21 protein-coding genes and 1 tRNA gene are annotated in these 20,876 nt (G+C 41.6%); 12 read left to right on the forward strand and 10 right to left on the reverse strand.

The window, feature by feature from the left end; genetic code table 11:
- Positions 1 to 4 precede the first annotated feature (4 nt).
- The 6 genes from ispG to NQU59_RS06335 all read left to right on the forward strand — a co-directional run bounded on the left by ispG (position 5) and on the right by NQU59_RS06335 (position 6,585).
- The gene (gene ispG, locus NQU59_RS06310) at positions 5 to 1,120 is read left to right on the forward strand and encodes a flavodoxin-dependent (E)-4-hydroxy-3-methylbut-2-enyl-diphosphate synthase (RefSeq protein ID WP_005244326.1); all 1,116 of its coding nucleotides are present in this window, start codon (positions 5 to 7) and stop codon (positions 1,118 to 1,120) included.
- The gene (gene hisS, locus NQU59_RS06315) at positions 1,117 to 2,409 is read left to right on the forward strand and encodes a histidine--tRNA ligase (RefSeq protein ID WP_257065339.1); all 1,293 of its coding nucleotides are present in this window, start codon (positions 1,117 to 1,119) and stop codon (positions 2,407 to 2,409) included. The genes ispG and hisS overlap by 4 nt, the downstream gene beginning before the upstream one ends.
- Before the next feature lie 29 nt (positions 2,410 to 2,438).
- Positions 2,439 to 3,137: a YfgM family protein gene (locus NQU59_RS06320; protein ID WP_043971081.1), complete on the forward strand. Its 699-nt coding sequence runs from the start codon at positions 2,439 to 2,441 to the stop codon at positions 3,135 to 3,137.
- Positions 3,137 to 4,279 carry an outer membrane protein assembly factor BamB gene (bamB, locus tag NQU59_RS06325; protein ID WP_005244319.1) on the forward strand — a complete coding sequence of 381 codons (1,143 nt, stop codon included), beginning with the start codon at positions 3,137 to 3,139 and terminating at the stop codon, positions 4,277 to 4,279. The genes NQU59_RS06320 and bamB overlap by 1 nt, the downstream gene beginning before the upstream one ends.
- Positions 4,280 to 4,455: 176 nt before the next feature.
- Complete coding sequence (der, locus tag NQU59_RS06330; RefSeq protein WP_043971077.1) at positions 4,456 to 5,865, forward strand: ribosome biogenesis GTPase Der; 1,410 nt, start codon at positions 4,456 to 4,458, stop codon at positions 5,863 to 5,865.
- A 69-nt stretch (positions 5,866 to 5,934) separates the two neighbouring features.
- Positions 5,935 to 6,585 (forward strand): 4'-phosphopantetheinyl transferase family protein, encoded by a 651-nt coding sequence (locus NQU59_RS06335; protein ID WP_257065340.1) that lies wholly within the window; start codon positions 5,935 to 5,937, stop codon positions 6,583 to 6,585.
- A gap of 16 nt (positions 6,586 to 6,601) precedes the next feature.
- On the opposite strand, the gene NQU59_RS06340 is transcribed toward NQU59_RS06335, so the two are convergent.
- Positions 6,602 to 8,068, reverse strand: coding sequence for an NCS1 family nucleobase:cation symporter-1 (locus NQU59_RS06340; protein WP_257065341.1), 1,467 nt, complete (start codon positions 8,066 to 8,068; stop codon positions 6,602 to 6,604).
- Between the two features lie 192 nt (positions 8,069 to 8,260).
- On the opposite strand from NQU59_RS06340, the gene NQU59_RS06345 reads away from it, so the two are divergent.
- Positions 8,261 to 8,974, forward strand: a complete 714-nt coding sequence (locus NQU59_RS06345; protein ID WP_257065342.1) for an aspartate/glutamate racemase family protein — start codon at positions 8,261 to 8,263, stop codon at positions 8,972 to 8,974.
- 113 nt (positions 8,975 to 9,087) lie between these two features.
- Here the strand turns inward: NQU59_RS06345 and secF are convergent, their stop codons facing one another.
- From secF to queA, 8 genes are all read right to left on the reverse strand, one after another.
- A complete protein-coding gene (secF, locus tag NQU59_RS06350; protein WP_257065343.1) occupies positions 9,088 to 10,056 on the reverse strand; it encodes a protein translocase subunit SecF in 969 nt (322 codons plus the stop codon).
- A gap of 10 nt (positions 10,057 to 10,066) precedes the next feature.
- Positions 10,067 to 11,968, reverse strand: coding sequence for a protein translocase subunit SecD (gene secD, locus NQU59_RS06355; protein ID WP_005244309.1), 1,902 nt, complete (start codon positions 11,966 to 11,968; stop codon positions 10,067 to 10,069).
- A 51-nt stretch (positions 11,969 to 12,019) separates the two neighbouring features.
- Positions 12,020 to 12,349 carry a preprotein translocase subunit YajC gene (gene yajC, locus NQU59_RS06360; protein WP_257065344.1) on the reverse strand — a complete coding sequence of 110 codons (330 nt, stop codon included), beginning with the start codon at positions 12,347 to 12,349 and terminating at the stop codon, positions 12,020 to 12,022.
- A 108-nt stretch (positions 12,350 to 12,457) separates the two neighbouring features.
- Positions 12,458 to 13,588, reverse strand: coding sequence for a tRNA guanosine(34) transglycosylase Tgt (gene tgt, locus NQU59_RS06365; protein WP_005244303.1), 1,131 nt, complete (start codon positions 13,586 to 13,588; stop codon positions 12,458 to 12,460).
- Positions 13,589 to 14,030: 442 nt separating this feature from the next.
- Positions 14,031 to 14,600, reverse strand: a complete 570-nt coding sequence (locus NQU59_RS06370; protein WP_257065345.1) for a LemA family protein — start codon at positions 14,598 to 14,600, stop codon at positions 14,031 to 14,033.
- A gap of 31 nt (positions 14,601 to 14,631) precedes the next feature.
- Positions 14,632 to 15,660 (reverse strand): hypothetical protein, encoded by a 1,029-nt coding sequence (locus tag NQU59_RS06375; RefSeq protein ID WP_257065346.1) that lies wholly within the window; start codon positions 15,658 to 15,660, stop codon positions 14,632 to 14,634.
- 102 nt (positions 15,661 to 15,762) lie between these two features.
- On the reverse strand, positions 15,763 to 16,701 hold the full coding sequence (locus NQU59_RS06380; RefSeq protein ID WP_257065347.1) for a hypothetical protein: 939 nt from the start codon (positions 16,699 to 16,701) through the stop codon (positions 15,763 to 15,765).
- A gap of 108 nt (positions 16,702 to 16,809) precedes the next feature.
- Positions 16,810 to 17,847, reverse strand: a complete 1,038-nt coding sequence (gene queA / locus NQU59_RS06385) for a tRNA preQ1(34) S-adenosylmethionine ribosyltransferase-isomerase QueA (RefSeq protein WP_257065348.1) — start codon at positions 17,845 to 17,847, stop codon at positions 16,810 to 16,812.
- Positions 17,848 to 18,027: 180 nt separating this feature from the next.
- On the opposite strand from queA, the gene NQU59_RS06390 reads away from it, so the two are divergent.
- The 5 genes from NQU59_RS06390 to NQU59_RS06410 all read left to right on the forward strand — a co-directional run bounded on the left by NQU59_RS06390 (position 18,028) and on the right by NQU59_RS06410 (position 20,631).
- Positions 18,028 to 18,114 (forward strand) — tRNA-Leu (locus NQU59_RS06390).
- A gap of 424 nt (positions 18,115 to 18,538) precedes the next feature.
- Positions 18,539 to 18,799, forward strand: a complete 261-nt coding sequence (locus NQU59_RS06395) for a hypothetical protein (protein WP_257065349.1) — start codon at positions 18,539 to 18,541, stop codon at positions 18,797 to 18,799.
- A gap of 53 nt (positions 18,800 to 18,852) precedes the next feature.
- On the forward strand, positions 18,853 to 19,107 hold the full coding sequence (locus NQU59_RS06400) for a hypothetical protein (RefSeq protein WP_257065350.1): 255 nt from the start codon (positions 18,853 to 18,855) through the stop codon (positions 19,105 to 19,107).
- 29 nt (positions 19,108 to 19,136) lie between these two features.
- The gene (locus NQU59_RS06405; protein ID WP_257065351.1) at positions 19,137 to 19,616 is read left to right on the forward strand and encodes a hypothetical protein; all 480 of its coding nucleotides are present in this window, start codon (positions 19,137 to 19,139) and stop codon (positions 19,614 to 19,616) included.
- Positions 19,617 to 20,370: 754 nt separating this feature from the next.
- Complete coding sequence (locus NQU59_RS06410; RefSeq protein WP_257065352.1) at positions 20,371 to 20,631, forward strand: hypothetical protein; 261 nt, start codon at positions 20,371 to 20,373, stop codon at positions 20,629 to 20,631.
- Here the strand turns inward: NQU59_RS06410 and NQU59_RS06415 are convergent.
- Positions 20,628 to 20,822: a hypothetical protein gene (locus NQU59_RS06415; RefSeq protein WP_257065353.1), complete on the reverse strand. Its 195-nt coding sequence runs from the start codon at positions 20,820 to 20,822 to the stop codon at positions 20,628 to 20,630. The two genes, NQU59_RS06410 and NQU59_RS06415, sit on opposite strands and share 4 nt — an antisense overlap.
- Positions 20,823 to 20,876: the final 54 nt, after the last annotated feature.

A 20,876-nucleotide genomic window follows, 5' to 3' on the forward strand; every position in this document is an offset into this window, starting at 1 on the left:
TACGATGATTGTGAACCCAATTAAACGCCGCCCAACACGTAAAATCCGTGTTGGTTCGGTGTATGTCGGTGGTGATGCCCCGATCAGTGTTCAAAGTATGACCAATACTGAAACTTGCGATGTTGAGGCAACTGTGGCGCAAATTCAGCGCTGTGCAGATGCTGGCGCAGATATCATGCGTGTTTCGGTACCGTCGATGGAAGCAGCAGAAGCGTTTGGAGAAATTCGTAAACGCGTTTCTGTGCCATTGGTGGCGGATATTCACTTTGATCATCGTATTGCTTTGGCTGTTGCGGATTATGGCGCAGACTGTCTGCGGATTAACCCAGGCAATATTGGCTCGGATCAAAAAGTACGTGAAGTGGTTGCAGCAGCAAAACATCACGGTATTTCGATTCGTATTGGGGTCAATGCGGGTTCTTTAGAAAAAGACTTACAGGTCAAATATGGTGAACCGACAGGGCAGGCTTTACTTGAGTCAGCAATGCGTCACATCGATATTCTGGATCGTTTGGACTTCCACGAGTTTAAAGTCAGCGTAAAAGCATCGAATGTGTTTTTAACCATGGATGCTTATCGCTTGCTGTCACAACAGATTGATAATCCATTGCATTTGGGTGTGACTGAAGCTGGGATTTACCGTACGGGTACAGTCAAATCGGCGATTGCACTGGGTGGACTGTTGATGGAAGGCATTGGCGATACCATGCGTATTTCGCTTGCGGCAGAGCCGGAAGATGAAATTAAAATCGGCTTTGATATTTTAAAATCATTGGGTTTACGCTCAAACGGGATTAACTTTATTGCTTGTCCAAGTTGTTCACGTCAAGAATTCAATGTAATTCAAGTGATGCAGGCATTGGAAGAGCGTTTAGAGGATATCCGTACGCCGATGGACTTGTCGGTGATCGGGTGTAAGGTGAATGGCCCAGGTGAAGCCAAAGAGGCCGATATCGGGATTGTCGGTGCATCACCGCGTTCACTGGTCTATCGTAATGGTGAAAAAAGTCATTTAATTGACACAAATCAGTTGGTTGATGAAATTGAAACAATGGTTCGTCAACGTGTTCAAGAGCTTGAAGAAGCAAAATCTAAAGAAATTATTCGTAGTTCATCATGAGTTCAATCGTCGCTATCAAAGGTTTTAATGACATCCTTCCAACGCAAACTGCGGCTTGGAGAAGTCTGGAACAACAACTTGCATCATTAATGGATGCGTATGGTTATCAACAGATCCGTTTGCCCATTGTTGAGCAAACTGGTTTATTTAAACGTGCAATTGGTGATGCGACCGATATCGTTGAAAAAGAAATGTATACCTTTTTCGACAAAGGTACGCCACCTGAATCACTCACCTTACGTCCTGAGGGGACGGCGGGTTGTGTACGTGCCATGTTAGAGCATAACCTGTTGCGTGGTGCGACACCGCGTGTCTGGTATCTCGGGCCCATGTTCCGCTATGAAAAGCCACAAAAAGGCCGCTATCGTCAGTTCCATCAATTTGGTGTTGAAACTTTTGGTGTGGCAACGCCTGATATTGATGCTGAACTCATTTTAATGACCGCGCGTTTATGGAAACGTATGGGTGTGGCAGCGAATGTTCGCTTAGAGCTCAATACTCTTGGTGAAACAGATGAGCGTGCAGAATATCGTGCGGCTTTGGTTGCGTTCTTAAACCAACACAAAGATGCCTTGGATGAAGATTCACAACGCCGTTTAACCACGAATCCTTTGCGTATTCTGGACTCGAAAGTTGAGTCAACGCAAAAGATTTTGGAAAATGCACCGAAGTTGCATGATTTTCTTAAAGAAGATTCAATCAACCACTTCCAGCAATTACAGCAATACCTCACTGATGCAGGTGTTGAGTTTGTGATTAACCAAAAGTTAGTGCGTGGCTTGGACTACTACAACAAGACTGTATTCGAATGGACCACCACCATGTTGGGTTCTCAAGGAACGGTGTGTGCGGGTGGTCGCTATGATGGCTTGGTTGGACAGCTTAAAGGTAAAGCCGATCAGTCTGTTCCGGCGGTTGGTTTTGCCATGGGAATGGAACGTTTGCTGTTGTTGGTTGAACAAGTTGCACAAGCCAAAGACGTACGTGATTGTGAAGTATTCTTGTTGGCTGAGCCAGCGTACCAAGCCAAAGCTTTGGTATTGGCAGAGCAGATGCGTGATCAGTTAGAGGCAGTAAATAGTCCAATTCGCCTGAAAACAGGTTCACAAGGCAGCATGAAAAGCCAGATGAAAAAGGCCGATCAATCTGGCGCAATCTATGCGGTGATCTTGGGTGAGCGCGAGTGGGAATCACAGCAGCTTCTCGTTAAAGAACTTGCGACAGCAGAACAGTCACAAGTTGCTTTAACTGAACTGGCGCCATTTTTTATCGAAAAATTTAAACAATAAATTGCACAAGTTAGGAAAAGGACAATCACATGAGTTTAAGTGATGAAGAACAACTCGACCAGTTCAAGTCGTTTGCCAAAAAATATGGTTCTGCAATCATTAGCGGAATTCTCATTGCCTTGATTGCCTTTTTCGGATGGGAATACTGGCAAAAGAAAAATCTTGCCGAATCCCAGAACCAGACTGCCAAGGTACAAAAGTTGATGGATGAAGCGAAGGCGGCATCGGGTCAGCCGAATGCCTTTGCGACGTTGTCAGAAACAGCAGATAAAATTGTCAAAGACGATGCAGACTCTGCTCAAGCGATTCAAACACAATTTATCATGGCGAAGCTTGCTTATGACAAGCAGGACTATGCGGCAGCTGAAAAAGCATTGAAGAAAGTTGAAGCTTCAAAAGTCAAGGATGCGGGCTTGCTGCAAATTGTTAAATTACGTTTAGCAGATTCGCAACTGGCACAAAGCAAATATGATGAAGCTTTGAAAACTCTATCTAGCGTGACAGATCCAGCATTCAAGGCAACTGCGGATGAACTTCGTGGTGATATTTTTGTTGCCAAAAAAGACAATGAATCTGCACGCAAAGCGTATCAAAGTGCATGGGATAACTTGCTCGAGCGCAAACAGGAACGTCAGCTTTTACAAATTAAACTCGAAAGTGTTGGCGTTTTAGTAGATGATCCTGAGTTTGAGCGCCCGATCTTAGATACCAAAGTGGATGAGTCTTAATGCAGAATAAACTAAAACTACCTTTGGCAATTGCCATTGCTTCAGCTTTACTCGTTGGTTGTTCAAGCAATAAAGTAAAAGAAGCAAAACCGAATCCATTGCCAAAAATCGTACAAGAACAAAGTTTAAACCTTGTGTTCTCACAAAGTGTTTCGTCGACCAATGCGGCAGAATCTTTGCGCTTGCAGCTAGATACCGACAATGGTGTGATTTTTGCGATTGATCCGGATGGTCAGATTTCTGCTTACAAAGGTAAACAGCGTCTTTGGAAAAGTAAAATCACCAAACAAGAACTCACTGCGGGTGTTGAAGCGGGTGAAGGGATTGTGGTCAGTGGCAATCGTAAAGGCCAGTTATTTGCTTTAGATCAAGCGACAGGCGAGCAAAAGTGGACAGCGAAATTGTCTGGTGCCATTTTGTCTCCATCTTTGATCCAGTCAGGTCGTGTGATTACTATTGCCAATGACGGGACTGTATTTGCACATGATGCGGTGACTGGACAACAGGTCTGGGCCTATAAGCTGCCAAATGTTCAATTTAGTTTACGTGGTCAACCTGCACCCGTTCGTCTAGATGAGCGGACGGTATTGATTGGCTCTGCAAATGCCTATATTTATGCCTTGGATATTATCAGTGGTGTACCACGTTTCCAGCGTCGTGTGGCAATCAGCGAAGGCCGTTCAGACATTCAGCGTTTAGTTGATGTCGTGGGTGATCCTGTTGTTGCAGGACAATATTTAGTGACCACCAGCTTCCAAGGTCAAGTCACAGTGACTGATCTCGCGACACAACGTGTGGTGTGGAGTGAAGATGCCAGCAGTACCAACAGTGCTGAAGTTGCGGATGACAAAGTTTTTGTTGCGACGACGGATGGCAAGCTGAATGCCTATAGCCTGGCGACAGGTGAGCTGGTTTGGCAAAATGAAGAATTGCTGAATCGCAAGCTAAGTAATCCTGTAATGCTAGGGCAAAATCTTGTAGTGGGTGATTTGGATGGCGTATTGCATCTGATTAATCCTGCTTCAGGTAAGTTGATTGGCCGTGCCAAAACCAGCGGTGAGGTTCGTTCACTGCGCGTGATTGACAATCAACTTTATGTTGCAACACGAAAAGGTGCATTAAGCATTTGGCAGAATCGTTAATTTTGTTCTAGCTTGTGGTAAAATGCGCAATTAGCTATTGCTAATAAAAGAATGATCGGGGTATTTGTTTAAACAAAACCCCGAATTTTTATTGTGATTACTTGATCACCAAAATCTTCCATACTGTTTCTGATACGATGTCATCAACGATGGCTCGTCTGAATTAAGGTTAATCTATGAAACCCGTTATTGCGCTCATTGGTCGTCCAAACGTCGGAAAATCAACGCTATTTAACCAAATCACCAAAAGTCGTGATGCTTTGGTTGCTGACTTCGCTGGTTTAACTCGTGACCGCAAATATGGCGATGCGGTTTATCAAAATAAATCGTTCATTGTCGTAGATACGGGGGGTATCGGTGAGAATGAGGGCGGTATTGATTCATACATGGCCGAGCAGTCGAAGACCGCGATCCATGAAGCAGACATTATTGTGTTTGTCGTCGATGCGCGTGCTGGCCTGTTGGCATCCGATGAGCAAATTGCACGCGAACTTCGTACCCTAGGCAAAAAAGTCTACTTGGTTGCCAATAAGGTCGATGGTGTTCATGCTGAAGCAGCTTTGGTTGAGTTTTATAAGCTCGGTATGGGTGAACCAATGCAGGTTGCGGCCAGTCATGGTCGTGGTGTACAGCAAATGCTGGAAGAAGTATTGGCTGAAGTCCCAGAAGATGAAAATCCAGATGAACACAATAAAAATACCGGTTTACGTTTAGCGATTATCGGCCGTCCAAACGTAGGTAAATCGACTTTGGTTAACCGTTTGTTGGGCGAAGAACGTGTGGTTGCATTTGACCAGCCGGGAACAACACGTGACTCAATTTATATTCCTTATGAGCGTGATGGTCGTCAATATACTTTAATTGATACGGCGGGTGTGCGTCGTAAAGGTAAAGTCGATGAAATGATTGAGAAGTTCTCAATCGTGAAAACATTGCAAGCCATGAAAGATGCCCATGTGGTGGTCGTAGTAGTGGATGCACGTGAAGGTATTGTTGAACAAGACTTACATTTGATTGGTTATGCACTTGAAGCTGGTCGTGCCATGGTGATTGCGATCAACAAATGGGACAACATGACCGAGTATGATCGTAAGCAGTGTAAGCTTGATGTTGAACGCCGTTTTGACTTCATTCCGTGGGCGAAAATTCATTTAATTTCTGCATTGCATGGGACTGGGGTGGGTGAACTCTATCCATCGATCCATCGTGCTTATGAATCAGCAAATTTAAAAGTTTCTCCTGCGAAACTGACCCAGATTTTAAGTGATGCAACTGAAGCGCATCAGCCGCCAATGATCAGCGGTCGTCGTATTAAAATGCGTTATGCGCATATGGGCGGACAAAATCCACCGACTATCGTGATCCACGGGAACAAGGTTGATAAGACACCTGCTGACTATCGTCGTTACTTGGAAAACGTATTCCGTCGAGTGTATAAACTTGAAGGAACGCCAGTCCGTATTGATTTTAAAACGTCAGAGAATCCATTTGAAGGGCGCAAATCGCAAGTGGATGAGCGTGTAGCGGCGCGTAAACGTCGTTATGTTCAGAAATTCAAAAAAGCAGAAAAGAAATTTAAGCGTTAAGCTATTCTGGATGCCGAAAAGCCCAAAGTTTGCTTTGGGCTTTTTTGTATCAATAACGGGAGTGATCAGATGGCAGGTCAAATCGAAATCCATGTTCAGGCATTGGCACAACTTCTGCAAAAAAATAAAGCTGACTTTGCTGATTTAAAATCGTTTAATCACTATAAAAAAGAACAGATTAGAACCTATAGAAATACGTTGCTGGCAAATCAACAGCTTTGCTCGGTGGACGATTTAAGTTTTTCCAAGCATGAACACGGTAAACCCTTTTTAAGCTCCCATACCTTACATTTTAATCATTCGCATAGTCAGCAATATTATGCCTTGGCGATGAGTGAACAGGTGAAAGATATTGGGATTGATGTCGAAGAACTGGATCGTAAAGTGCGTTTTGATGCCTTGGCTCTACATGCATTTCATGCCGAGGAATATCGAATCTGGCAACAGCAGGATCAGGATGCTGAATACTGGTTCAGAGTCTGGACCACCAAAGAAGCAGTTTTAAAAGCATCAGGTTTAGGTATTCGTCTGGACTTGAATAGTCTGAATACCCAAGTACATCCGTCCAATCAGGGTGGAATGTGTTCTCATCCGTTGATTGGAAGCTTTGCTTATCAAAACTTTATTCTTCATCAGAACATGGTATTGACTGTCGCGTGGCGGGCAGAGCAGTCCTGCCGTGGTTTCCAGTTTCCACAGATCCAGATCATTCAGTATTAAAAAACCATCCATGCATTCATTGATGGTTTTGAGGAATATTCAAGCTTTGCTGATGATGGATATTGCTTGTTTTCGAAGCAACGCTTTCCCGAGAGAGGCGATAGTAAAAACTACTGCCGAGGAGGACTCCAATAAACCAGTTGAAGGGCGCCAAAAACTGAAAACTTGGAATAAGCACCAAGAGCAGGCCGATGCTGACCGCGGCCATTAAGCTCACGACGGCTTTTCGATTGATGCCTTTTTGATAGTAATATGATGCTGTGGGTTGGTCGCTAAATAAGTCATCGACCAGCACTTGTTGTTTATTAATCAGGTAAAAGTCAGCGAGTAGAATGCCAAATAGTGGACCGATAAATGCCGCTAAAGTATCAAGCGTATAGTGAATCAGTTCAGGGGAGTTAAATAGATTCCATGGGGTGATAAAGATTGAACCAATCGCGGCAATCATGCCAGCTCTGCGAAAACTAAGAAAGCGTGGGGCAAGATTAGAAAAATCAAACCCAGCTGAAACGAAATTCGCCACAATATTAATGCCAATGGTCGCGGTTAATACTGTTAATAAACCGAGTACCACTACAACCCCGTTATCGATCATGGCAACCGTTTCGAGTGGATCATGTACCATTTTTCCAAACACAGTAAACGTCCCTGAAATAATCATGACGACGATGACAGCAAAGAAAAGAAAGTTAAATGGCAGTCCCCAAAAGTTACCTTTTTTGACCTGTTGCATATCTTTGCCATAACGGGAGAAATCACCAAAGTTGAGTAAGGGACCTGAGAAATAAGACACTACTAATGCGATGGCGATAATGGTTTGCATGATCTGTTGATTGACGCTGAGGTGTTTATCACTGAGCTTAAAGGAAATCTGCTGCCAGCCTGCTTTCCATACCAACCATAATGCCAGTGTCAACATCACCACATAGACCATTGGGCCTGCCCAGTCGATAAACACCTTGATGGTGTCCATCCCTTTCCAGAAAACCAGTGCTTGTATCGCCCAGATCAAACCAAAACAGATCCAGCCAATCGTGCTTAGACCCGCAAATTCCGTCAGTGTAAGCGGATGTAAGGCTGGATAGAACTTAAGTAGAATCATCATCAGGGCATTGGAGGCCAGCCAGGTTTGAATGCCATACCATGAAACCGCAATCAGGCCGCGAATTAAGGCTGGAATATAGGCTCCATAAATCCCGAAGGCTTGGCGAGAAATCACCGCATAGGGAACACCTGAAATTTGACTAGGTTTTGCAACCAAGTTCGCCGCAATTTGGACAATTACGATACCAATCAGTAAAGCTAGCAACACTTGCCAGCTGGCAAGACCAAGCGAAAATAAACTCGCTGCGACCACATAGCCACCCATACTATGTACATCGGACATCCAAAAGGAAAAGATGTTATACCACGTCCAATTTTGTTGCGCAGGGATGAGATCTTCATTGGAGAGTTTAGGACTATAGTTCGGGTTATCGCTCATGACGGGTCTTCAAGACAAACAACTGTTCAGACCAGTGATGCAGAAATTAAGCCAACTTCATTTCATTATTTTAAATTTATTGTTAATTTATTGATTGTATTTGTTTAAATATTTAATTTTAGATTTTAACTGTTCAGACCAGTTGGATTGAAATATGATCAATCTTATTTTTTGAATTAAAAATGTGCAGAAATGAGAAACGCGACTCGAATTCAAATCATTAATCCAAATACCTGTGTCGAAATGACCACATCAATTGCTGAGGCTGCGCGTCAGGTAGCCGCGGTAGATACCGAAATTATCGCCCAGTCTCCTGAGAAAGGCGTGCTATCGATTGAAGGGCATTATGATGAGGCAATGTCTGCCATTGGGGTACTTGAATTAATTCAACAAGGCAAAGCGCAGCAGGTCGATGGGCATATTATTGCCTGCTTTGGTGATCCAGCCTTGCATGCGGCCAGAGAGTTGGCTCAAGCGCCTGTGATTGGCATTGCCGAAGCTGCATTCCATATGGCCAGTTTGGTGGCGACAAAATTTTCGATTGTCACCACCTTGGCCCGAACCAAAATTATTGCTGAACATTTATTGCATCAATATGGCTTTGAACGGAAATGTGCACAGATTCGATGCATTGATCTTCCTGTATTGGCTTTGGAACATGATAAGCAAGCGGCCTATGAAAAATTATTGGCAAGCTGCCAGCAAGCCAAAATGCGTGATGGGATTGGCGCGATCGTCTTGGGCTGTGGCGGCATGGCCGAGATGGCGGATCAGGTCAGTCTAGAGCTGGGAATTCCGATTATTGATGGGGTTCGGGCTGCGGTTAAACTGATTGAAAGCCTGCATGGTTTAGGCATTCAAACCAGTAAGTGGGGAGATTATGATTATCCCTTAATAAAAGGATAATGAAGTACGCCTGCTGGTGAAAAAGAGATCGTGGGTGTTTGTTTAGGCACGTGTTTAAAGCCAATAAAAATGCCAGCATTTCGCTGGCATTTTTAGTTTCAAGAAGAACTGATTTAAGGAATCTCTTCTTCTTCAAATTCAGGTTTAACTTGAACGATAAAGTCCTGACGGTTCAGACCACGCCATAAGGCGAATGCGGTACCGATATAGATCGATGAGTAAGTACCGACAAAGATACCGACAAACATTGCCATAGAGAACCAGTGTAAGCCATCACCGCCTAAGAACATCATGGCCAGAACCACGAGTAATAAGGTCATCGAGGTGTGAATGGTACGACGTAAAGTTTCTGTTAAGGCGATGTCCACGATTTCACGTGGTGTTGCACCACGAATCTTACGGAAGTTTTCACGGATACGGTCCGATACCACGATATTATCGTTGAGTGAGAAACCGATCACCGCAAGTACAGCCGCCAGTACGGTTAAGTCGAATGGCCATTGGAACAGCGCAAAGGCACCAAAAATGATGATAATGTCATGGAATAATGACATTACAGCGCCGACAGCCATTTTAAACTCAAAGCGAATGGTCACGTAGATCAACATCAGGATCAAAGCAAGTGCGACTGCGCCCGCAGAACGTACATACAGCTCATTACCTACCGCACCACCGACAGAGTCCACTTTGTGAACTTCTACCGTGTTATTTGGCAATTGAACTGCTTTGGTAATGCTGTTGCTCAGGTCTTCAACATTCAGGTCTTCTTGTACAGGCATACGCACGATCAGGTCGGTATTACTTCCCAAAGTTTGTACTACAGCATCTTTGAAGCCTGCACGATCCAAGGCTTGAATCACTTGCGCAGGTTGAACCCCTTGCTTGTAGTTTAATTCAGCCGAAATACCACCAGTAAAGTCCAAACCAAGATTGAGACCTTTGGTGGCGATAAAGAAGATACTGGCAATGGTAATCAGGATCGAGAAGATGGCCGCAGGTGTGGCAATCTTCATGAATGGGATGATTTTTAGATCATCTGGGCGACCGTATTGCTTTGAGTCTTGTTGAGTCAGATCAGTCATGTGAATCTCCTTAAATACTCAACTTGTTCAAATTACGGCGTTTGCCATAAATGAGCTGTACGATTGCACGCGTTACTGTAATCGCAGTAAACATCGAACAAATAATACCAATCATCAAGGTCACCGCGAAGCCTTTGATCGGACCTGTACCAATCGCGAATAAAATAAACGCAACAATGAACGTGGTTAAGTTCGAGTCGAGAATGGTGTTATAGGCGCGATCATAACCCGCAACAATTGCCTGTTTGGGCGAGGCACCCCAGAGCATTTCCTCTCGTATTCGTTCACAGATCAGGACGTTGGCATCGACCGCCATACCAATGGTAATCACGATACCCGCAATACCCGGTAGGGTGAGGGAAGCCCCAATCCAAGACATCACGGTTAAGATCATGGCAAGGTTGAACACCAAGGCAAAGTTGGCGATCAAACCGAATAAACGGAAGAATACCACCATCCAAATCGCAACCAACAAGAAGCCGATTTGAGTCGATAACACGCCCTTATCAATGTTCTCTTGACCCAAGCTTGGCCCCACCACACGTTCTTCAACGAAGTACATTGGGGCAGCCAAAGCACCTGCACGAAGCATTAAGGCAAGTTCTGCTGCTTCTTGTGGTGAATCTAGACCGGTAATACGGAATTGCGAACCCAATACCGCTTGGATCGTTGCAGCGTTGATCACCACAGATTCGGTATATGGAGTACGAACTTCAGTTTGAACACCTGTATTTGGATCAGCCACGTAAGAGATTTTTTGTTTATTCTCGATAAACAAAACCGCCATACGTTTGCCAACTGCACCACGCGTGGCATCTGCCATCAGCTTACCACCCGAAGAATCGAGGGTGATATTTACTTCAGCACCGCCAGAGTCTTGGCTAAAGCCAGAACTTGCGTTTTGTACACGTTCACCAGTCAAGATACGGTTACGTTGTAACAGGAGTTGACGACCACTGTCTAAAGACTGATAGGCAAATACCTCAGTCCCAGGAGGAAGTGGCTGGCCATTATATTTACCCGTATATGGATCAATATATTGATCATTGCTATCTGCAACCAAACGGAACTCTAAGTTCGCAGTACGACCCAAGACACGTTTTGCTTCAGCGGTATCTTGCACACCCGGTAATTCAACCACAATACGGTTGCTACCCTGTGTTTGTACCAGAGCTTCAGCCACACCGAGTTCATTAATACGGTTACGTAAGGTGGTTAAGTTTTGGTTGACTGCATAAGATTGAATTTCCTGACGGCGTGCATCGGTATAATTCAGTCTTAAAGTTGCACCAGATGAAGTAGCAACCGCTTGTTGAGTAAACTCATTGCCATTACGACGTAAAAAATCAGTCGCTGCATCACGGTCGGCATTGCTGGCAAACTGGATGGTAATGGTGTTGTTACTTAACGCAAGGTTGTTAAATTTGATTTTGTTATCACGGAATTGACGACGCAAATCAGTCGCAGATGTTTCCATACGCTGACTAATGGCTTTATCCATGTCGACTTCGAGCAAGAAGTGTACGCCACCACGTAAGTCCAAACCAAGTTTCATCGGTTTTGCGCCAATCTTTTGCAACCACTCAGGGGTGGTTGGGGCAAGGTTGAGCGCAACGACATAATCATCACCTAAATCACGGCGTAACACTTCTTTGGCTTTTAACTGTGCTTCAGAAGAGCTTAAACGTAATAATGCCGCGTTATTGGTGAAGCTATTGTCGTGGCTGCTAATGTTGGCAGTTTTTAAAATCTGCTCCGCTTTTTGCACGATAGTCTGATCAATTTTAGTGCCTGCTTTTGCCCCCGAAATTTGGACAGCAGGTTCATCTGGATACAGACTTGGAAGTGCATATAACGTACTGATCACAAGTACCACAAGGATCAGTAAATATTTCCATGCAGGGTAACGCATTCGCTTTCTTCTTAAATGAAAAAGTCGTGCTGAGGCACGACTATTTTATGATTAAAGGTTATTTAATGTGCCTTCAGGTAATACTGAAATGACACTCGCACGTTGGATTTTTACCTCAACACCGCGAGTGAGTTCAACAACTGCAAAGTCACCTTCAAGTTTGGTAATTTTCCCCATTAAACCACCAGCAAACACGATCTCGCTGCCTACACCCAGGCTTTCGATTAAAGAACGGTGTTCTTTAGCGCGTTTCGCTTGAGGTCTCCAGATCAAGAAATAGAAGATTGCGATAAATACCGCGATCATCAACAAGTTTGCCATAAGGCTTGGACCTTGTGCCGCAGCAGGTGCAGCGTGAGCAGTAGAGATGAAAAAACTCATTTCGATTTCCTAAAATTAAAAGGCAAAAAATTAATAATAAATTCCAATTCGTTTTGCAATGTACCTTGTCTTGCGATCAGGCGCAAATCTTGATGCAAATCGTTCAGCTTAGTCCTCTGGACATGCTGGAACTTCTAAGCCACGACGGGCATAAAAGTCCTGAACGTACTCATCAAATGTGCCATTATCCAATGCATCACGCATACCTTGCGTCAGACGTTGGTAGTAACGCAAGTTGTGGATCGTGCCAAGCATTGATGCAAGCATCTCACCGCACTTCTCTAAATGATATAAATAGGCACGGGTAAAGTTTTTACAAGTGTAGCAATCACAATGTGGGTCTAAAGGCCCTTTATCATGACGATATTTACTGTTACGGATACGGACCAGACCATCGGTGACAAAATAATGACCATTACGGGCATTACGGGTTGGCATCACACAGTCAAACATATCGACACCACGGCGAACTGCTTCGACGATGTCTTCTGGTTTACCCACACCCATGAGGTAACGTGGTTTGTCTTGCGGCATTTTGTTGGGTAAATAATCAAGTACCTTGATCATTTCTTCTTTCGGTTCACCGACCGAAAGCCCCCCAATCGCATAACCATCAAAACCAACTTCCAACAAGCCTTTGAGTGATTCATCTCGTAGGTCTTCGTACATGCCGCCTTGAATAATGCCGAATAAGGCATTTTTATTCTTGAGCGCGTCATGATGGTGGGTTTTACAACGTTTTGCCCAACGTAAAGAAAGCTGCAATGATTTTTGCGCTTCTTCATGCGTGGCAGGGTAAGGGGTACATTCATCAAAAATCATCACGATATCTGAATTCAGTACATGTTGGATCTCCATTGAAATTTCTGGAGACAAGAATACCTTTGAACCATCAATCGGAGAGCGGAAGGTTACACCTTCTTCTTTGATTTTACGCATTGCGCCCAAGCTGAAGACCTGGAAACCACCAGAGTCGGTCAAAATCGGTTTATCCCATTGGATAAACTCGTGCAGACCGCCATGCTCTTTAATTACTTCCAAACCTGGACGTAAATATAAGTGGAAGGTGTTTCCTAAGATAATCTGTGCCTGAATTTCTTCAATATCACGAGGCAGCATGCCTTTTACTGTACCGTAGGTACCAACGGGCATAAACACCGGGGTTTCCACCACACCGTGTTCTAAAGTAAGTCGACCACGACGGGCGCGCCCCGACTGGCCTAATTTTTCAAATTTCATGTAATAACCTGAGCAAGATCGAAGTGCTACTATGATTGCAGCGCAAGAAGGCGAAAAAACAGTTCGCTGATCGAAAGCGGCTATTTTCCCCGATTATGGCGTGTAGTTCTACTACTAAATGTAGCGAGAGATAAAATAGATTTAGTTTGATAAGTTTTGGGTGATATTTGCTCGAATGTTGATGAGCAAATACTGATTTAAGTGAATAAGGTTTTTGCATTTTGTAATGCGAAATTTGTGAGGGAATTTGCTATCTAGATGGCGGCATGGATGCCGCCGCGTTAGACTGCGGTAGCAGGGATGTACCGTCAGTCTATGAACAGCGATTAAAGCTGTGCAAGGGTTTTGGTTACTTTTGCCAAAACAAAAGTAACTCCAACCGAAGGTTTTTGCTGAAATGAGTGAGATAACTGTAAGACGCTAAAATGTTATAACTACCGCACTAAAAATTCGGTTTATAGTCAAAATTTTCAGTCGCCAGATTATCCTTAAATGGGCGAATGGCTTTCTTCGATAAAGTCAGGGTATTGATCAGGTTGTTTGGAAACACTTCGATCTGGTTATTAAACAATTCCACATTGCGGTTAAAGATGGTGATTGCTGCACCAACATTTTCGTTTTGTTCCTGAATATCATCCATCATCTTGCTATACAACGCATCGGCTTTCAGTTCAGGATAATTCTCGACCACCACATTCAGGCTGCGAATCAACTCCTTACTCATTTTCTCGATCTGTTGTAGTTGAGAAATATCAGTGTCATTCACATTCAGGTTGAGAATCTGCTGCCGCAACTCGGTGACTTTTTCCAAGGTCGATTTTTCAAACTGGGTGTATTGATCCAGTGTGGCTTCCAAGGCTTCCAGAGTCTTTACTTTTTGACGCTCGAAGTTGGCCACTTCTGACCATGCCCGTTTGGTGGCATTAAAATAACGTACGATGGTATTGCGGATAGAAATACCCCACACGATCAGGAGTACAAAAAAACCTAAAAAGATAAGTAAACCAGTCATCGCCATTCCCCTTATTGTTATTACTCAATGATTAACGAATTAAATTCAGCATCCATTGTTGAAACGTCTGATATTGCGGCATGGTCATGGTGCGTAAATGTCCACGCAATGCAGGAATATCATGGATGTCGTTGCGTTTACTGGCGGTTTCGAAAAGATTTTGTTCGCCCACGTAACACAGGATTTGTTCTTGATGATGATAAATTAAATCTCCTGTAAAATGTTGAAAAAAATCATGTAGTTTTAAAGTGAGGCTCGGGCTGACTTCTTTGGCGAGTTGATGCTGATTCAAGCCAAAGATATTCAATTCTTGATTAATCAAAATGTCGCTGCTTTGCCAAGAACTGGTATATGGTTCAAAAAAATCTGAGCGCTGATTGCTGACGGCAATTCCCAAAGCTGGCATTTGAAAAATAAAAGCACCCCATAAATCTTTATGCATTTCTTTGACAATTTTTTTATCACTGTTTTGATCCTGAAGAATCGGCATTTCACTGACATAATGATATTGAAACAGGAGAACCTGATGTTCTGTGTTGCCATCATGCCAAGTCGTAGAGGCGTAGTGGGTAATCTCATTGGACTCACTGCCGCGGTTAAACAGTGGGAAATGTTGCTTTAATTTGCTCATCACCAAAATCGGTTGCGCTTGAATGGGGAGATAAGCAGGGAGTTGCTGGAACTGCAAACCATAGCGTAATATGGTCATACGTTGTTCCAGATAGTTGATCACACGTGTTAATGGTTCCTGTGGTTCATAGAGCAGATAGGCCAGAAAACCGGTAAGAAATGCCCCGAGCAGGCTCCAGATATATTGAATATATGGATGGATAAAATAGCCAAACACCAGCGTTCCGATACTGATGATACCCAGTAGGTAGGGAAGGGCATTAAAGAAACACAGATTATGATCTTCACGCCAAGGATGCAGTGCATCTAACAAATCCTGATCGCTATGTGATTTTTGTCCAGCCTCCCACAACCGGGCAATATTACGGAACACCTGCGCATTTTTTTTGCGTCGGATGTGGAGAGCTTGTTGTACTGTATCGATCGGCATGGAGGTTTTATTTCATTATAATTGCTTTGTATGAGCTGAATTATGCTTTAAATTTCAGAAACTAAGAAGCCTTGTAAGCTATTTTAATTATTTTAAATAAAATTATAGCGTCTTGAGTAAACTGGCAAATGCATTTTGTAAATGTTGCAGTTTTGGCATTTGCAGTTGTTCCAGTTTTTCAGCCAATTCATTCACTGTAATCGCCTGAAATAAATAATTATTTTCTGCCAAAGGAGATTCATTGAGTAACCAGCACATTAAGCCTGTGTGTGGATCAACATAAAAATCACTATGAAAAGCCAGCATCATATTCTCAAGTGCCAGTAACCGCTCTGGTGTTAAGAATTTAACAAACTCAAACTCATTGACACCACTTTGTTGATACTTTTGATTAAAGCGAATGTCACTGGATTGCCATTCAATGCCAAGATGACAACGACTTTTATGCGCGGCTGAAATACTGATGCCCTGAAATGGGAAGTTTTCCATCAACACACCCCATAAATTAGAATGGTGGGTTTCATAGAAAGTTTGACCTTGCTCGTCGGTTTTTTCGACAGAATAAGCGTAACGATATTTAAAAACTGAATAATCATAGGTTTTTTCTTTAACTATCATTTGTCCAGCAAGCAAAGTTGTAACGGTATTGTCTGTATCGCCGAATTGAAATAAAGGGTGATCCAGTAATGCATGATTTAAGGGTGGTTCATCCTGCTGAAACTTCACCTTATAGGTCTGTTCCAGCATATAAACTCTGAGTTGTTCTTTTAAGTTTTCCAGTTCACTTGTGGGAATACGATAACGGATGCCAAGGCTAAACAGAACAACACTAACTATCAGATAGTAGGCTGAGAACAAAAGGCCTGCCAATAAAAAAATGAGACTCAGGGTGGCCAGCGCCCAGTAAAGATAATTCTTGATGAATAGGGTTTGTTTGCCTTGCCAATGTTTTAAGCGACTAATAAGCGTTTCTGGTGAGGGCTGCTCTGCAAGCAATTGGCGAATGGCCTCAATATTTTCTAAGGTTGCCTGATTATGCATAAATTGATTTTGAAAGTTTGTTTGAATTTTTTTGATATAAATGGCATAATTTTTTAAATCATCATTTTAAAAAATCGACTAAACCGTAGTTTAGTCGATTGATCATTATTAAGCGTCGAGCTTATCCACCAACATCGCATCGCCATAACTAAAGAAGCGATAACGTTGTTCTACTGCATGGGTATAAGCAGCCAAGATATTGTCCCGATTCGAGAGCGCTGAAACCAACATCAGTAAGGTCGATTCTGGTAAATGGAAGTTGGTAATCAAACGATCTACGATACAGAACTGATAACCTGGATAGATAAAGATCTGGGTATCGCCTGTCCAAGCTGCAATTTTACCTTGATTGGCTTGTGCTGCACTTTCTAAGGCACGGGTCGCCGTAGTGCCTACCGCAATGACTTTGTTACCGCGTGCTTTGGTTGCCAAAATCAGATCAATGGTGGCTTGCGGTACATCACACCATTCACTGTGCATAATATGATTGGTGATGTCTGTGGTACGCACAGGCATAAACGTTCCTGCACCGACATGTAGCGTGACAAAGGTTTTTTGTATGCCTTTAGCGGCTAGTTTGTCTAATAAGCCTTGGTCGAAATGCAGGCTTGCTGTCGGCGCAGCAACGCTGGCAATTTTTTCAGGGTCGTGGAAGACGGTTTGATAGCGTTCGGTATCAATCTCTTCGGCTTCACGATTGAAATAAGGTGGAATCGGCAGCTGACCGTATTGATCCAGTACTGACAGAATTGGTTGTGAAAACTTCACCACAAACAGATTTTCATGGCGACCTTGTACCGTGACAGGCACAGCATCTTCACCGATATACAGTTCTGCGCCTGCTTTAGGTGAGTTGCTTGATTTGATATGGCAATGTGCAGTGTGGGTGTCCAACATGCGTTCAACCAGAACTTCGATAGCTCCGCCTGTAGCACGTTTACCTTTTAAGCGTGCCTTCATGACTTTGGTGTCATTTAGTACCAGCAAATCACCGTCTTCGAGTAGATCGAGAATATCGGTGAAGCTATGGTCGTGATATTGACCTTGGGCATCGATATGCAGCAGGCGAGATGCGCTACGGCTGTCTAATGGATAGCGAGCAATAAGTTCATCAGGGAGATCAAACGAAAAGTCGGAGAGTTGCATACATCTAAAACATTGCAAAAATTGGGCGTAGTATAGTCTTTTTTGCGTTTTCTCGCTGAGTTCGCGTGTTTATTGAGAGAAAAATATCTGAGTGATTTAAAAGTGAGCAATAAGCGTAAGTTAGTGTTTGACAATAAAATCAAACAGGTTATTATACGCAACACAAAGCATCGCACTCTTCCCGAGGTGGTGAAATTGGTAGACGCGGCGGACTCAAAATCCGCTGTCAGAGATGACGTGTCGGTTCGAGTCCGACCCTCGGGACCAAGATTCAAAGACCCCAAGCTGGTATTAAAGGCTTGGGGTTTTTAATGGGGAAATTAAAAATTATAAATAGGTTGGTAAAAAATCTTAACTAAGTTTTTGAATGGTTTGAATAAAATATATTTTTATTTCACATGAAAATTTTTTATGCAAAAAGTCTTGGATTGGATTTCCATCAAATGCGAAAAATATTTTCAGATTCCTATATCTGCCACAGATTTTGCTTTGATATGGACAATATAATTTAATTTTTTAGCCAAACAATTTCGTTCTTTAGAATTCTTATTCTTTTATATTTCTACTGTTTATTTTTAGATAGAAAGATTAGTTCATTTTGATACAATCCTTGTTATTTTTTTGACCTGAGGGATAGGGTCAAAGTGGAGTGATGCATGGGGTCAGAAAATATTTTTAAAATGGAACAGTGATGACTTTAAATATAAATAATCTTTCTCAGGAAGATTTTGATAAAGCAAGAAATGCTTATGAAAATGCGGCAACAGATCTAGCATTTCCATTCTATCGATTTTTAAGTAAATTAGAGAGTATTGAGAAGGAAAACCAGAGTAATGTTGAATATGAGTTTATACAGAAGAAAGTAAATAGTTTTAAAAAATTTATAGACAGATTTTCTACTAATATCTCTAGCTTTTATATGGATAATCCGGAATATATTGTTTTTGGATAAAAAATTCAACTATTTTAGAGGAATTAGAAGAATTAGAAGCACTACTGATAAGTTTGGAACCTAAAGAAAGCATAAATTATGAATTGGACTTAGATAAAGTTATTAATAAATTTGATGATGTATTTCAAGTTTACTTAACAGCAAAAAGAATTGCAGAAAGAGAGAGTAAGGCAAATAGACTAATTTCTGAATTAGAGGAGCAAGTTGAAAAAGCAACTAATAGTGTAAAGTCAGTCATCTCAGCTAAAGAAGCATTAGAAAGCAAACCTACAGAGGATATTTATTCTAATGCTGCAAAAAGTATATAAAAACAGCGCGTTTTTATGATGTTTTACTCTTGATTCTATTAGGGGTTTTCTATTATTTAACCAGTCAATTTTTTCAAAATTTTCAAATGATTGCTATTTTTAAAGCAATACAGAAATCATCATCAGAAGCACAAACATTAGCTATATTCTTCTTTATCACAAAGCTGACGATCATATCTATAGTTATCACCTTAGCTACAATTTTTATCCGAAGATCTAGTCATTTTCGCAAACTGCATGATCAAGCAAATCAGACTTCGTTAGAGTTAAATGCTTTACCAAACTATCTGAGGCAGGTGGATAGTGAATTTCATTCTGAAATTTATAAAGATTTGATTCCTAAGTTTTTTGGTAAAGAATTTGATCAGAGCCAAAATGATAAAATTGGGGATCTGATGCAAGACCAACTTTCAGCAGGAACAGAGTTGATCAAAGCGAGTGCTGAGTTGGTTAAAAGTGTGAAGTCGAGTGCCTTAGCAGATAATCCAAGTGATAGATCAAATAACTAATAATTACATTGAGACAGTAAAATAATGTTAATCAAAATAGAAAAGAAGGTTGGTTAAAATGCTTTCTCCAATTCAAAAAATAATTTTCAATGATTTGAAATTTTTAGTTGAAATTTTTTACCTATTTTTAAATTTGGCATAGGTTTGGGGGCAGCATGTTTAATTTATTATCTTATAGAAATTCAATATTTACCTAATGAAATATCTTTGGGTGATGGCTTTGTCCTCTTTTTATCGCAATGGTTTTTGGTTTTTACTACTGTTTTTTATTTTGTCTGAAATTGTAATAGGAATGATGATTTGGAATGCTATTTCTTCTATTTTTGTTAAGATTTCGAGTAAAAAAATTAGAACATTATTAGATTCTAAATTTAATAAATGGTTAGGTGTAGAGAAAGGAAGAAATAGATTTCTTACCCCTAAAGTTAAAAAAGTACTTATATTTTTCTCGCACCATTAGTTTTAATTCCTCTTATATTTTTGAATTTGATAAATTTGGAATCATTTGGGCTGTACTAATTGGCCTCTTTTCTTTCCTTTTTTAATGTAATTTATACTTTGTCTAAGGAATATAACTTTTTTACAGACTTAAAGATCATGTTGATGTTGAAGATGATTCATCTTTTTATAAAGGTATAATAAATAGAATTAATTTTAAAAATATTGATAATCAAAATACTGTCAGGTTTTCACTTTTGGTGGTTGTGTTTTTCCCATTTTTTATAGTGCATATCAGTTTAATGTGCCCTTTAAAATGATTTCTTCTTCTATGAATTTAGTTAGTATGAGGAAAGAGAAAACAATTATCTATGTCAAGAAAGAGTATGCAGAAATAATAGTAGGCTCTAAAGCCGCAACCTCAAAAGAAAATTACTATCCTATATCTGAAGTCACAATACTTTTTAAAGGTATTGGGAAAAACACCTATTTGCAATTTGAAAAAAATGACACGATTCAAAGGTTAGAAATTCCTAATGACGCAATACTTAACACAGTCATTATGAAAGAAGACTAAATTGACGCTTCAAGCTGAATGGTCAAGCCACCCATCGAGTATGTGTGAACAGCTTTTTCAACAATCCATTTAAGCTTGGCCAACTGGGGCTTCAATCCTGCCTGTTCAATAAGTGTTTCGATTGAAATGGTCGAGTTATCCCAAATATTAGTAATACTAAAGTTCAAATTATTGAGTTGGATTAGACTCAAGTTAAAATTTAATGAAATTTCACGTTTTGTTGCGAATTGATTGAATCAACAATT

It is taken from the genome of Acinetobacter colistiniresistens (assembly GCF_024582815.1).
Taxonomy (GTDB): Bacteria; Pseudomonadota; Gammaproteobacteria; order Pseudomonadales; family Moraxellaceae; genus Acinetobacter.